Source organism: Pseudomonas sp. F(2018), from assembly GCF_005508865.1.
Classification (GTDB): Bacteria; Pseudomonadota; Gammaproteobacteria; order Pseudomonadales; family Pseudomonadaceae; genus Aquipseudomonas.
Map to the genome: position 1 here is coordinate 384,609 of NZ_SCOM01000004.1, position 13,605 is coordinate 398,213.

10 protein-coding genes are annotated in these 13,605 nt (G+C 67.0%); 6 read left to right on the top strand and 4 right to left on the bottom strand.

Annotated features, from left to right (window positions below; all coding sequences use genetic code 11):
* Window positions 1–57 precede the first annotated feature (57 nt).
* The 3 genes from FFS62_RS18745 (at window position 58) to FFS62_RS18755 (ending at window position 6,875) form a co-directional block, all read left to right on the top strand.
* The gene (locus tag FFS62_RS18745; RefSeq protein WP_137974360.1) at window positions 58–744 is read left to right on the top strand and encodes an OmpA family protein; all 687 of its coding nucleotides are present in this window, start codon (window positions 58–60) and stop codon (window positions 742–744) included.
* Window positions 745–930: 186 nt separating this feature from the next.
* On the top strand, window positions 931–4,686 hold the full coding sequence (locus FFS62_RS18750) for a CHASE domain-containing protein (protein ID WP_137974361.1): 3,756 nt from the start codon (window positions 931–933) through the stop codon (window positions 4,684–4,686).
* A gap of 35 nt (window positions 4,687–4,721) precedes the next feature.
* Window positions 4,722–6,875 carry a bifunctional diguanylate cyclase/phosphodiesterase gene (locus tag FFS62_RS18755; protein ID WP_137974362.1) on the top strand — a complete coding sequence of 718 codons (2,154 nt, stop codon included), beginning with the start codon at window positions 4,722–4,724 and terminating at the stop codon, window positions 6,873–6,875.
* A gap of 3 nt (window positions 6,876–6,878) precedes the next feature.
* Here the strand turns inward: FFS62_RS18755 and FFS62_RS18760 are convergent, their stop codons facing one another.
* The 4 genes from FFS62_RS18760 to FFS62_RS18775 form a co-directional block, all read right to left on the bottom strand.
* On the bottom strand, window positions 6,879–7,787 hold the full coding sequence (locus FFS62_RS18760; protein ID WP_137974363.1) for an acyltransferase: 909 nt from the start codon (window positions 7,785–7,787) through the stop codon (window positions 6,879–6,881).
* Between the two features lie 246 nt (window positions 7,788–8,033).
* Complete coding sequence (gene pta, locus FFS62_RS18765; protein WP_137974364.1) at window positions 8,034–10,133, bottom strand: phosphate acetyltransferase; 2,100 nt, start codon at window positions 10,131–10,133, stop codon at window positions 8,034–8,036.
* A 29-nt stretch (window positions 10,134–10,162) separates the two neighbouring features.
* Window positions 10,163–11,350 carry an acetate kinase gene (locus FFS62_RS18770; protein ID WP_137974365.1) on the bottom strand — a complete coding sequence of 396 codons (1,188 nt, stop codon included), beginning with the start codon at window positions 11,348–11,350 and terminating at the stop codon, window positions 10,163–10,165.
* A gap of 2 nt (window positions 11,351–11,352) precedes the next feature.
* A complete protein-coding gene (locus tag FFS62_RS18775; RefSeq protein ID WP_256662308.1) occupies window positions 11,353–11,592 on the bottom strand; it encodes a DUF3565 domain-containing protein in 240 nt (79 codons plus the stop codon).
* A 50-nt stretch (window positions 11,593–11,642) separates the two neighbouring features.
* On the opposite strand from FFS62_RS18775, the gene FFS62_RS18780 reads away from it, so the two are divergent.
* From FFS62_RS18780 to FFS62_RS18790, 3 genes are all read left to right on the top strand, one after another.
* On the top strand, window positions 11,643–12,128 hold the full coding sequence (locus tag FFS62_RS18780; protein WP_137974367.1) for a peptidylprolyl isomerase: 486 nt from the start codon (window positions 11,643–11,645) through the stop codon (window positions 12,126–12,128).
* A 127-nt stretch (window positions 12,129–12,255) separates the two neighbouring features.
* A complete protein-coding gene (locus tag FFS62_RS18785; protein ID WP_137974368.1) occupies window positions 12,256–12,738 on the top strand; it encodes a glutathione peroxidase in 483 nt (160 codons plus the stop codon).
* A gap of 91 nt (window positions 12,739–12,829) precedes the next feature.
* Window positions 12,830–13,567 carry a nitroreductase family protein gene (locus FFS62_RS18790; protein ID WP_137974369.1) on the top strand — a complete coding sequence of 246 codons (738 nt, stop codon included), beginning with the start codon at window positions 12,830–12,832 and terminating at the stop codon, window positions 13,565–13,567.
* Window positions 13,568–13,605 lie beyond the last annotated feature (38 nt).

The window sequence follows — 13,605 nt, forward strand, 5'->3', positions numbered from 1 at the left end:
CGCTCTAATCCGTTGTCGGCCCTTTCGACCGTCAACCGCCGTTCCAGGAGTACTCCCATGTCTACCCCCTCACGCCTGACTCTCGCCGCCCTGCTGTTGGCGCTGCTGACTGGCTGTGCCTCGCAGAATCCCTATGAAAATCAGCCCCAGCAGAGCTCCGGGGGCATGAGCAAGACCGCCAAATACGGCGGCCTGGGCGCGCTGGCCGGCGCCGTGGCTGGTGCCGCGATCAACCACGACAACCGTGGCAAAGGCGCGCTGATCGGCGCCGCGGTGGCCGGCGCGGCCGGTGCCGGCTACGGCTACTACGCCGACAAGCAGGAAGAAGAACTGCGCCGCAGCATGGAAGGCACCGGCGTCGAGGTGCAGCGCCAGGGCGACACCATCCAGCTGATCATGCCCGGCAACATCACCTTCGCCACCGACTCGGCGGACATCGCCAGCAGCTTCTACAGCCCGCTGAACAACCTGGCCACGTCCTTCCGCCAGTACAACCAGAACAGCATCGAGATCGTCGGCCACACCGACAGCACCGGCAACCATGCCTACAACATGAGCCTGTCGCAGCGCCGCGCGCAGAGTGTGGCCAACTACCTGATGGCCCAGGGCGTGGACGCCTCGCGTCTTAGCACCCGTGGTGCCGGCCCGGATCAGCCGATCGCCAGCAACGCCTCGGCCGATGGCCGCGCACAGAACCGCCGCGTCGAAGTCACCCTGCGTCCGTTGCCCGGCGCCCAGTACTGACAGCACTGCACAGAAGGCCCCGCGAGGGGCCTTTTGCGTTTCTGAGTGATGGCCAAATGCCGTCCGTCGCGCTCGTCTACCTAGGTAAATTCCTGACTACACTCTCAGCAGACAACGCGCTCAGCCGCGTATGAGCTGGTGTGCCTCAGGTGAGCGAGGCGTGCCGGGGCAAGATCAGGAGACTTCATGGACGGCACCGCTCCCATCTTCCACTCCCGCAAACCCTGGATCCCCCTGCTGATCAGCCTGGTTCTGCTGATCGGCCTCGGCGCCCTGGTGTTCTGGCAATGGCGCACCCTCGAACAGAGCAACCGTCAGGCCCAGGAGCAGCGTTTCGCCCTGGCGGTGGACGGCGTCGAGCTCAGCGTGCGCGAGCGCATGCGCGCCTACGAGATGGTGCTGCGTGGCATGGCCGGACTGATGGCCGGCAGCGACCAGGTCTCCAACGAGGAGTGGCAGCGCGCTACCGATCAGCTGCAGCTGCAAGAGCAGTACCCGGGCATCCAGGCCCTGTCCTGGAGCCGTTACCTGCGTGCCGGCGAGCTGAGCGCCTTCGTCGAGCAGGCCCGCATGGCAGGGCGCAGCGACTTCCAGGCCTATCCATCGGGTGAGCGAGAGGCTTACCTGATGGTCGAGTTCATCAATCCCCTGGACTGGCGCAACCGTCGCGCGCTGGGCTTCGACATGTACAGCGAGGCTACCCGCCGTACTGCCATAGAGCAGGCCCGCGACAGCGGCGAGGCCGTACTCACCGGTCCGTTGCGCCTGCGTCAGGAAACCGAGAAGGACGCGCAGACCGGCATGCTGCTGTACCTGCCGGTGTTCCGCCCCAATGCCCCGCTGAGCACCACCGACGAGCGTCGCGAAGCGCTGCAAGGCATGGTTGCCGGCACCTTCCGTCTGGCCGACCTGATGCACGGCATTCTCGGTAGTGGCGGCAGCCAATTCGAGATAGAGCTGCTCGATCTGGCCGATCCCGCCCAGCCGCTGCTCAGCAGGAGCGGCATGCAATCCCACAACCCGCGTTTCCGTGCGCAGCGCACACTGAGCATCTATGGCCGGGAGTGGCAACTCAACGTGGGTAGCACTGCCGCCTACGAGGCCGCTCTGGGTGACGGCGACCTACCGATCAGCCTGGGCACCGGCCTGCTGGCTGCGCTGTTGCTGTCGCTGCTGGTCGGCGGCTTCCTGTTCCTGCGCGACCGTGCCCTGGGCGACAGCGAGCGGCAGCGCCAGCAGTTGCGCGAGAGCGAAGGTCGCTTCCGCCTGGTGGTCGAGGCCTCGCCCAATGCCATCGTGCTGGTCGACGGCAGCGGCAAGGTGGTCATGGTCAACCGCCAGGTCGAGCTGATGTTCGGCTACGAGCGTGACGAACTGCTGGGCCAGCCGGTGGAGCGCCTGCTGCCGGAGCAACTGCGCCAAGGCCACCCGGCCATGCGCCAGGCCTACCAGAACGCCCCGGAACAACGGCGCATGGGCGGCAACCGCGAGCTGTTCGGCCAGCACCGCGATGGTCGCCTGATTCCCCTGGAGGTCGGCCTGGCGCCGATCCGCGTCGGCGAGGAGATGCTGGTGCAGGCGGTGATCATCGACATCAGCGAGCGCAAGTCTGCCGAAGAGCGCTTCCGCCTGGTGGTGGAGGCCTCGCCCAACGCCATCGTGCTGGTCGACGGCAAGGGCCGGCTGAGCATGGTCAACCGCCAGACCGAACAGATGTTCGGCTACGAGCGCGCCGAGATGCTCGGCCAGCCGGTGGAGATGCTCCTGCCGGAAGCCACCCGTGCCCAGCACCCGAGCCTGCGCGACGGCTTTATCAAAGACCCGTCACCGCGGCGCATGGGTGGCAACCGCGAGTTGTTCGGCCAGCACCGCGATGGCCGCCTGATTCCCCTGGAAGTCGGCCTGTCGCCGATCCGCGCCGACGGCGAGCGCCTGGTGCAGGCGGTGATCATCGACATCAGCGAACGCAAGGCCGCCGAGCAGCGCCTGCGTGAGCAGGCCGAGCAGCTGGCCCTGGCCAACCGCTACAAGTCGGAGTTCCTCGCCAACATGTCCCACGAGCTGCGCACGCCGCTCAACAGTATCCTGATCCTCAGCGAGCAGCTGCGTCACAACGTGGCCGGCAACCTGACCGAGAAACAGGTCAAGCATGCGGACATCGTCTACAAGGCCGGCAACGACCTGCTGCAGCTGATCAATGATGTCCTCGACCTGGCCAAGATCGAGGCCGGACGCGTGCAGCTCAAGCTCGAACCGCTGAACATCCACGACCTGCTGGTGGAGCTGGATTCCAGCCTGCGGCCGATGGCCGAGATCAAGGGGCTGCGCCTGCTCACTCACCTGGAGCCGGGCGTAGCGCGGATGATCCACAGCGACCGTGGGCGCCTGCAGCAGATCCTGCGCAACCTGCTGTCCAATGCCCTCAAGTTCACCGAACACGGCGAGGTGGAGCTGAGCATCGGCCTCTCGCCGGTGTCCCTCGACGACGAGCGCGAGACCCTGCAGTTCGTCGTGCGCGACAGCGGCATCGGCATCGACCCGGCGCAGCACGAGCGCATCTTCCAGGCCTTCCAGCAGATCGACGGCTCCACCAGTCGCCGTTTCGGCGGTACCGGCCTGGGGCTGGCCATCACCCGCCAACTGGTGGAGGTGCTGGGTGGTCAGATCAGTCTGGAAAGCACGCCTGGGCAGGGCTCGCGCTTTATCGTGCGGCTGCCGGTGGTGGCGCTGAATCCGCAGGAGAAGGAAGACGAATCGCTCACTGCCACGCCGCAGCGCAGCGGCAGCGGGCCGGCGGTGCTGATCGTCGAGGACGACCCCAACTTCGCCGCGGTGATCGCCGAGGAGGCCCAGGCTCACGGCTTTTCCAGCGTGCATTGTCGCAACGGCAAGCAGGCCATCGGCCTGTTGCAGAGTGAGCGTTTCGTCGCGGTGATCCTCGACATCCTGCTGCCGGACATCAGCGGCTGGCAGATCTACCGGCGCCTGCGCGGGCTGATGCAGTACCGCGACGTGCCGGTGCATATCGTCTCCTGTGTACCGCAGCCGCAGGACTGGCACAGCGACGGCACGCGCTACCTGGTCAAGCCGGTGGCGCGTCAGGACCTGGAGCGGGTGTTCGAGGATATCGTCGTGCTCAGCGCGCCGAGCCGCGACCTGCTGCTGGTGGAAGACGTGGAGGTGGAGCGCGAGCATTATCGCGAGCACCTGGTTCAGATGGGCTTCCGGGTCACCGCCGTGGCCAGCGCCGAGCAGGCGCGCCAGGCCTACGCGGCACAGTCGTTCGACGCCCTGGTGATCGACCTCGACCTGCCCGATCAGGATGGCTTCGACTTGCTCGAGACGCTGCAGCGCGAACGCGCCCTGCGGGACACCCAGGTGGTGATCAATACCGGCGTGGACATCACCCGCCAGGACCTGCAGCGCCTGCGCCGCTACTCGGCGGTGGTGGTGCGCAAGAGCGGTGACGACCTCCGCCCGCTCGGTGCTGCGCTGCAGGGCTTCCTCTCCACCGTACGCGAGCCACCGGCCGATGGCTCGGAGCTGGCCGGCAAGCGCGTGCTGCTGGTGGACGACGACATCCGCAACATCTACGCGATGACCGCCCTGCTCGACGAGCTGGGCCTGGCGGTGGTGCCGGCCAAGGATGGCGAAGAAGCCCTGGTGGCGTTCGATCGAGAGCCCTTCGACCTGGTGCTGATGGACATGGCCATGCCCAACATGGACGGCTACACCGCCACCCGCATCCTTAAAGATGAACGTGGCTGCGGCGTCCCGGTCATAGCCCTCACGGCACATGCCATGAAGGGCGACCGCGAGAAGTGCATCACCGCGGGCTGCGACGACTACCTGGCCAAGCCGGTGGGGCGTCAGGAACTGCTGGAAATGCTCCATCGCTGGCTGGCGGCATCGGCGCAGCCGCGACGCCAGGCGCGGGGCTGAGAGGATGAAAGGGATGCCGAAGAGAGGAGGGCTGCATGGCGCAGTTGCAACTTGAGGCGTTAGCGGAGCAGCAGATTCTGCTGGTGGTCGACGACCGCGAGGAGAATCTGGTGGCCATGGAGGCGCTGCTCGGCGATGAGGATTGGAACGTGCGCACCGTCGATTCCGGCGAGGCGGCGTTGCGCTGCATGATGGACGAGGATGTCGGCCTGGTCCTGCTCGACGTGCAGATGCCGAAGATGGATGGCTTCGAGGTGGCCCGCCTGATGCGCGGCAGCCCGCATACCCGCTACACGCCGATCATCTTCCTCTCCGCCATTGCCCATACCGAAGAGTCGGTGCTGCAGGGCTACGCCATCGGCGCGGTGGACTTCATCCTCAAGCCCTTCGACCCCAAGGTGCTCAAGCACAAGATCGGCTCCCTGCTGGAGCAGGAGCGCCATCGCCACGAGCTGTTGCAGCTGACCCAGCAGCTGGACCGCGAGCGCGCCTTCAACGCCTCGGTGCTGGACAACGCCTCCGAAGGCATCCTGGTGATCGACAAGGATGGCTTCATCCGCTTCGCCAATCCGGCCATGGCGCAGATGCTCCAGGGTGAGGTGGCCGATCTGCACGGCAGTGCGCTGCTGTCCTACCTCAAGGCGCCGGAGATGCCCGGCGAATGGAAGGACAGCGAGTTCTACCAGCACTGGCGCTCCGGCCAGACCTACCGCATCCATGACGCGGTGCTCGGCACCCTGACCGGCGGCTATCTGCCGGCCGCGCTGTCCTGCTCGCCATTGCCGCAGTACCAGAACTCCATGGTGCTGATCGCCCTGGACATGTCGGTGGTGCGCAACCTGCACGCCCAGCTCGAATCCCAGGCGGTCACCGACGCGCTGACCGGCCTGTACAACCGCCGTGGCTTCCACCAGGCGCTGGATAGCGCGCTGTCGCGCGTCGATCGCAGCGGCAAGCGCATGGCCGTGCTGTACCTGGACCTGGACGGTTTCAAGCGCATCAACGACTCCCTTGGTCACGATGCCGGCGACGAGATACTGCGCAAGGTCGCCGAGCAGCTGAAGACCTGCCTGCGCCCCTACGACATCGTGGCGCGCATGGGTGGCGACGAGTTCACCGCGTTGCTCGATACCCTCGACCATCCCGAGGACGCGGCGCGGGTGGCGGAGAAACTGATCGAGCTGATCTCGGTGCGGCACCAGCTGGACGGCGTGGAGTTCACCCTGGGCGCCAGTATCGGCATCGCCTGTTTCCCGGAATGCGGGCAGACGGTGGACGGCCTGCTGCGCTCGGCCGACATGGCCATGTACGAGGCCAAGCGCGCCGGCCGCCAGCAGTACCGCTTCTTCTCGCCGGAAATGAACGGCCGCGCCCGCTCGCGGCTGATGCTGGAGGAGAGCCTGCGCACGGCCATCGAGCAGGACGACTTCGTGCTGGTCTACCAGCCGCAGATCGACCTGGCCAGCGGTTGCCTGCGTGGTTTCGAGGCGCTGCTGCGCTGGGAGCACCGGGTCGCTGGGACCATCTCTCCTGGGGTGTTTATCCCGCTGCTGGAGGAGACCCGCCTGATCAATCGCCTGGGCGACTGGATCTTCAACCAGGGCATCCGCCAGTGCCGGGCCTGGCGTGCTCGGTTCGGAGAAAAGCTGCTGCTCAGCCTTAACGTCAGCCCCGTGCAGTTCGGCATGCCGCAACTGGTGGACGATCTGCGGCGGATGCTGGAAGTGCACCAGCTCAAGCCGTCACAACTGGAGGTGGAGGTCACCGAGAGCGCGCTGATGCAGGACCTCGACACCACCCGCGAACAGCTGCGTCAGCTGCGCGAGCTGGGTGTGCGCATCGCCATCGACGACTTCGGCACCGGCTACTCGTCGCTGGCCTACCTGCGCCACTTCGAACTGGACACCCTGAAGATCGACCGCCTGTTCGTCGCCAACATGCTCGACTCACCCAAGGACGCGGCGATCGTCAGCACCATCATCGACCTGGGCCACCACCTGGGCCTGGAAGTGGTCGCCGAAGGGGTGGAAACCCTGGAACAGCGCGACTGGCTGATCGCTCACCGCTGCACCACCATGCAGGGCTTCCTAGTGGCGCCGGGACTGCCGGTGGAGCGCGCCGGCGCGTTCCCGCCGCGTCTGGACTGGAGCAGCTGGCGGCCCGACGAGCCGCCGCTGGTGGTGCGCTGAGGTTCAGTTGCGGCCGGGGAACTGCTGGTGCAGCTCACCCAACTGCGCATCCTTGGCCTGCCACAGCTGGTTGACCCACTGCTGGAACTGCAGGCGGTATTCCTCGTCCTGGTCGTAGTTGCGACCGATGAACTCGGCGGGAATGGCCAGCTTGTCGAAGCGCACCACCACCTGGTCCAGGCGGCCGCAGAGCAGGTCCCAGAAGCCCGGGTTGCCGGACGGGTAGTGGATGGTGACGTTGACGATGGCGTCCAGCTGCTCGCCCATGGCATCCAGCACGAAGGCGATGCCGCCGGCCTTGGGCTTGAGCAGGTACTTGAAGGGCGATTGTTGCTGGCTGTGCTTCTGCGGAGTCAGGCGCGTGCCTTCGAGGAAGTTGAACACCGACACCGGATTGCTCTTGTAGCGGGCGCAGGCCTTGCGGGTGGTGGCCAGGTCCTGGCCGCGCTTCTCCGGGTATTTGGCCAGGTATTCCTTGCTGTAGCGCTTCATGAACGGGAACTCGAGCGCCCACCAGCACAGGCCGATCACCGGCACCCAGATCAGCTCCTGCTTGAGGAAGAACTTCAGCAGCGGCATGCGCCGGTTGAGCAGGTACTGCAGCACCAGGATGTCCACCCAGCTCTGGTGGTTGCTGGTGACCAGGTAGGAGTGGCGCATGTCCATGCCCTGGATGCCCTCGACATCCCAGCGGGTGTCGCGCACCAGGTTCATCCAGAACTTGTTGACGCTGATCCAGAACTCGGCGATGCCGTGCATCACGAAGCGCAGGCCGCGCTGGATCGGCGGGATCGGCAACAGCAGCTTGAGCAGCGCCACGGCGAACAGCGGCCAGCAGCAGATCAGGGTATTGAGGGCCAACAGCAGCGCGCTGATGACACCGCGCAGAGGGGCGGGCAGGAATTGCAGCATGGGCTCGAAGGGCTCCTGTCAGGGGGCTTTCTGTGCGCCCCGATGCGGTCGAGATACCTGCAGCACTCCTTGCGGCAAGTCGGTCCGGCGCCAAGGTTAACGCTTGTACACTGAACGGCAAGTGCTGCGGCTGACCTTGTGGTCAGCCCGACGTTGTCGGCCAGCCGCGCCGGGCGAGCGGATTCTAGCGCAGCATCTCGTGGGGCGGGTGAGCCCGTGTCGGTTCTAGCCGCCCCACGCAGTGCCTCAGCCCTCGCGTACCGCCTGGATCGCGGTGAGGGCGATGGTGTAGACGATGTCGTCCACCAGGGCGCCGCGCGACAGGTCGTTCACCGGCTTGCGCAGGCCCTGCAACATGGGGCCGACGCTGACGCAGTCGGCGCTGCGCTGCACGGCCTTGTAGGTGGTATTGCCGGTATTCAGGTCGGGGAACATGAACACCGTGGCGCGGCCGGCCACCGGGCTGTCCGGCGCCTTCTGCCGGCCGACGCTGGCGATGGCCGCGGCATCATATTGCAGGGGGCCATCGATCAGCAGGGCGGGATTGCTTTCACGGGCCAGACGGGTGGCGTCGCGCACCTTCTCCACCTCGGCGCCACTGCCGGAGTCGCCGGTGGAATAGCTGATCATCGCCACCCGCGCCGGCACGCCAAAGGCCTCGGCGGAGGCGGCGCTCTGCAGGGCGATCTCGGCCAGCTCGGCGGCGTTGGGGTCGGGGTTCACCGCGCAGTCGCCATACACCAGCACCTGGTCCGGCAGCAGCATGAAGAACACCGAGGACACCAGGTTGTAGCCGGGCGCCGTCTTGATCAGCTGCAGGGCCGGGCGGATGGTGTTGGCGGTGGTGTGGATGGCGCCGGAGACCAGGCCGTCTACCTCGTCCAGGGCCAGCATCATGGTGCCCAGCACCACGCTGTCCTCTAGTTGGGCCAGGGCCATCGGCGCGTTGAGGCCCTTGCCCTTGCGCAGCTCGACCATGGGCTGCACGTAGCGCTCGCGGATCAGCTCCGGGTCGAGGATTTCCAGGCCTTCGGGCAGCTCGATGCCCTGGGCCCTGGCCACGTTGTGCACGTCTTCCGGCTTGGCCAGCAGCACGCAGCGGGCGATGCCGCGTGCCTGGCAGATGGCGGCGGCCTGCACGGTGCGCGGCTCGCTGCCCTCCGGCAGGACGATGCGCTTGTTCGCCGCCTGGGCGCGGCGCACCAGCTGGTAGCGGAACGCCGGTGGCGACAGGCGCAGCTCGCGCGGGGTGCCGCAGCGCTGCTTGAGCCAGTCGTGATCGATGTGCCCGGCGACGAACTCGGTGACCTTCTCCGCACGCTCGCGGTCGTCCACCGGGATTTCCTTGTTCATGCGGTTGAGGTTGGTGGCCGTGTCGTAGGAGCCGGTGCTCACGCTCATCACCGGCAGGCCACCCTGCAGGGCGCCCTGGCACAGCTCGAGGATGCGCGGGTCCGGCGGGAAATCGCTGCACAGCATCAGGCCGGCCAGCGGCACGCCGTTCATCGAGGCCAGGCTGGCGGCGAGGATGATGTCGTCGCGGTCGCCGGGGGTGACCACCAGCACGCCGGGCTTGAGCAGCTGCACCGTGTTGGGCACGGCGCGGGCGCACAGCACGATCTTCTGCACGCGGCGCTGTTCGTAGTCGCCGGCGTTGAGAATCTGCGCGCCGAGCAGCTCGGCCACGTCGCGGGTGCGCGGGGCGTTCAGCTCGTCCTGCCAGGGAATGCAGCCGAGCAGGTGGAAGTCGCCGCCGCGCAGCAGGGGCGAGAGCTGACCGAGCTGCTCGGTGAAGGCCTCCACGCCTTGCGGGTGGCGCACCTTGTTGAGGATCACGCCGATCACTTTCGGGTCCTTCGGTCCGCCGAACAGCTGGGCCTGGATCTCGATGCGGTCGGACAGCTCGGTGAGGTTCTCCGGCTCCTCGCCCTCCGGCGCCGAGACCAGGATGATCTCGGCGTCCAGGCTCTTGGCCAGGTGCACGTTGACCCGTGCCGCGTAGCTGGCGTGGCGGGTCGGCACCATCCCCTCGACGATCAGCACGTCCATGCCCTGGGCGGCCTGCTGGTGCAGGCTGACGATCTCCTCCAGCAACTCGTCCAGGTGGCCATCGCCGAGCATGCGCTCGACCTGGGCCAGCGGCAGCGACTTGGGCGGCAGCAACCCGTGGGTGCGGGCGATCAGTTCGCTGGAGCGTTCCGGGCCGGCGTCGCCGGGGTGTGGCTGGGCGATCGGCTTGAAGAAGCCGACCTTCAGCCCGGCGCGCTGCAGGGCGCGAACCAGGCCGAGGCTGATAGAGGTGAGGCCGACGCCGAAACCGGTGGGGGCGATGAAGAAGGTATGCATGGGCGTTCCTTGGTGCGTACCGCTCACCGTCAGGCGGTGAGCAGGGCCAGGGTGTCGAGGGCGATCTGCCGTTCCTCGTTGGTCGGCACCACCAGCACCCGTGGGTGGCCGTGGGCCTGGATGGCGCCGGCGACGCCGCGGATGCAGCGAGCGTTGGCCTCCTTGTCGAGGGCGAGATTCAACAGTTTCAGGTGGGCCACCGTCTTGCTGCGGATCAACGGCGAGTTCTCGCCGATGCCGCCGGTGAAAATCAATCCATCCAGCTGCGGCAGGGCGCAGCTCATGGCGGCCAGGGACTTGGCCAGGCGGTAGCAGAACACCTCGATGGCCAGGGTGGCGCCGGGGTGGCCCTGCTCGCGGGCCTGCTCGAGCGTGCGCATGTCGTTGGACAGGGCGGACAGGCCGAGCAGCCCGCTGTCCTTGTTCAGCATGTTGTCGATCTGCTCCAGGCTCCAGCCCAGGGTGCGGGACAGGTGGCCGTGCAGGTTGGGGTCGATGTCGCCGCTGCGGGTGCCCATCACCAAGCCTTCCAGCGGGGTCAGGCCCATGCTGGTGTCGCGGCTCTTGCCATCGACTATGGCGCAGGTGGAACAGCCGTTGCCCAGGTGGGCGGACAGCCAGCTGCTGTCACCGCTGGACAGCCCGGCCATCTCCGCCGCACGGCGGCTGACGAAGCGGTGGCTGGTGCCGTGGAAGCCGTAGCGACGCACGCCGTGCTCACGGTACAGGTGCTCCGGCACGGCGTAGCGGTAGGCGTGCTCGGGCAGGCTCTGGTGGAAGGCGGTGTCGAACACCGCGACCTGGGTGAGGTTGGGGAACAGCTTGAGCGCCGCCTCGATGCCCAGCAGATTGGCCGGGTTGTGCAGCGGTGCCAGCGGCGCGGTGGCGCGGATTGCCTGCAGGCTGTGGGGATCGATGCGGCAGGCGGCGGTGAACTGCTCGCCACCATGCACCACCCGGTGGCCGATGCCGTGCAGCTTGCCGCCGGCGGCGCCCTGCACCAGTGGCAGCAATTGGTGCAGCGCGGTGCGGTGGTCGCCGCCCGGCAGCATCAGGCTGTCCTTCTCGCCGCCGCGCTGCCAGTGCAGCACCGCGTCCGGGCTGCCCAGGCGCTCGGCCAGGCCGCTGAGGGTGAATTGCGAGTGGGCCTCGTTGACCAGAGCGAACTTGATCGACGAGCTGCCGCAGTTGATGACCAGAATATTGCGTGCCGGCATGACTATTCCCTATTCGATTGCGCGCACCAGCCACAGGCGAAGGGCTGACCCAGATGACGCTGGCGCTGCACGGGGTCGATGACCCAGGCCCGATTCTGCCACGGCGGCTGATGCCGCAGATGCTGCGTATGGCCGCAGGACAGGTCGGCCACCCAGTGGCCGTCCTCGTCCTGATGAAAGCCCAGCAGCAGGATGGCCGGCGCGCCCCGTCCGTCAGGCGCGCGGTCGCTTTCGGCCGGTATGGCGGGTAGACTTGCTCCCTTTCCAATCTCTAGCAAAAGGTTTCCCCTCCATGCTGATCGCCGCCAACAAGGCTGTCTCCATCGACTATACCCTGACCAACGATGCCGGTGAGGTGATCGACAGCTCCGCCGGCGGCGCCCCGCTGGTGTATCTGCAGGGTGCGGGCAACATCATCGTCGGCCTGGAAAAGGCCCTCGAGGGCAAGCAGGTCGGCGACGAGCTGAGCGTGGCCATCGAGCCGGCCGAAGCCTACGGCGAATACAGCGCCGAACTGGTCGCCACCCTGAACCGCAGCATGTTCGAGGGTGTCGACGAGCTGGAAGTGGGCATGCAGTTCCACGCCTCCGGTCCGGACGGCGGCATGCAGATCGTCACCGTGCGTGACATCGACGGCGACGACGTGGTCGTCGACGGCAACCACCCGCTGGCCGGCCAGCGCCTGAACTTCCAGGTCAAGGTGATCAACGTGCGCGAAGCCAGCGCCGAAGAAGTCGCCCATGGCCACATCCATGGCGAAGGCGGCCACCATCACTGATCTGTGATCGGGCCCAGCAATACGACTTATGGTCGTTCCCAGCCAGGCCCCGGCTGCTAAGCTGAGTTAACCGAAAAGGCGCCCACGGGCGCCTTTTTTGTCCCTGCGCATGCTCAAGGAGTCAGCCATGAGTGCCTTTCACGATCTCAATCTGCGCGCGCTGGATGGCCAGGATCTGCCACTGGCGCCGTACAAGGGCCAGCTGGTGCTGGTGGTCAATGTCGCCTCCAAGTGCGGCCTGACTCCGCAGTACGCCGGCCTCGAAGCGCTGCACCAGCAATACCACGAGCGCGGCTTCACCGTGCTGGGCCTGCCGTGCAACCAGTTCGCCGGCCAGGAGCCGGGCAGCGAAGACGAGATCCGCGAGTTCTGCAGCCTCAACTATGGGGTGACCTTCCCGCTGGGCAGCAAGCTGGAGGTCAACGGCCCCGGCCGCCACCCGCTGTACCGCCTGCTGGCGGGCGAGGGCGCCGAGTTCCCCGGCGACATCACCTGGAACTTCGAGAAGTTCCTGGTCGGCCGCGACGGCCGCGTGCTGGCGCGCTTCTCGCCACGCACTACGCCGGACGATCCGGCGCTGATCCAGGCCATCGAGAAAGCCCTAGGCTGATTGCGCCATTCATCCGGCCGATCTCTCCCGGCTGTCTTGCCCTCTCGGCACCCCGATTGCCTAATCGGGGCATCTGCCGAGGAGGCCCGCGATGACCAGTTTCTCCCCTGACGATCTCAGCCCCACGGCCTCGCCCGCGGCATTGCGTGCGCTGATCGAGAGCCGTCGCTCGGTGCGCCGTTTCACTGCCGAAGCGGTGCCGGACGAGGTGATTCGCGACTGCCTGGAACTGGCCGTGCTCGCGCCCAACTCCTGCAACCTGCAGCCCTGGAGCTTTCAGGTGGTGCGCGATCCGGCGCTGCTGGCGCGCCTGCACCCGGTGTGCATGAGCCAGAACGCGGCCAAGGCGCCGCTGCTGATCGCCGTGCTGGCCCGGCCGGATACCTGGAAGCAGGCCTGTGCCAATGTGGTGGAGTACTGGCCGGAGCCCGAGGTGCCGCCGCGCGTTCGCAGCTTCTACGCCAAGACCGCGCCTTTCCAGTACAACCAGGGGCCGCTGGGTCTGCTCGGCCTGGTCAAGCGCCAGCTGGTGCGCCTGGCCGCGCTGCGCAAGCCGTTGATGCGCAAGCCCAACAGCCGCGCCGATATGCGCATCTGGGCGGTCAAATCCACCGCGCTGGCGGCGGAGAACCTGATGCTGGCCTTCCAGAGCCACGGCTACGCCAGCTGCCCGATGGAAGGCTTCGACGAGGTGCGTCTGCGCCGGGTGCTGGACATCCCGCGCCAGGCCATCCCGATCATGCTCCTGGCCGTCGGGCGCCAGGGCGAGAAGGGCGTGTACAACCCGCGCCTGCGCTTTCCCCTGGAGCAGCATGTCACCTGGCTGTAGCCGTCCGGTTTCTGGCCCTTAATCACCGAGATCAATAG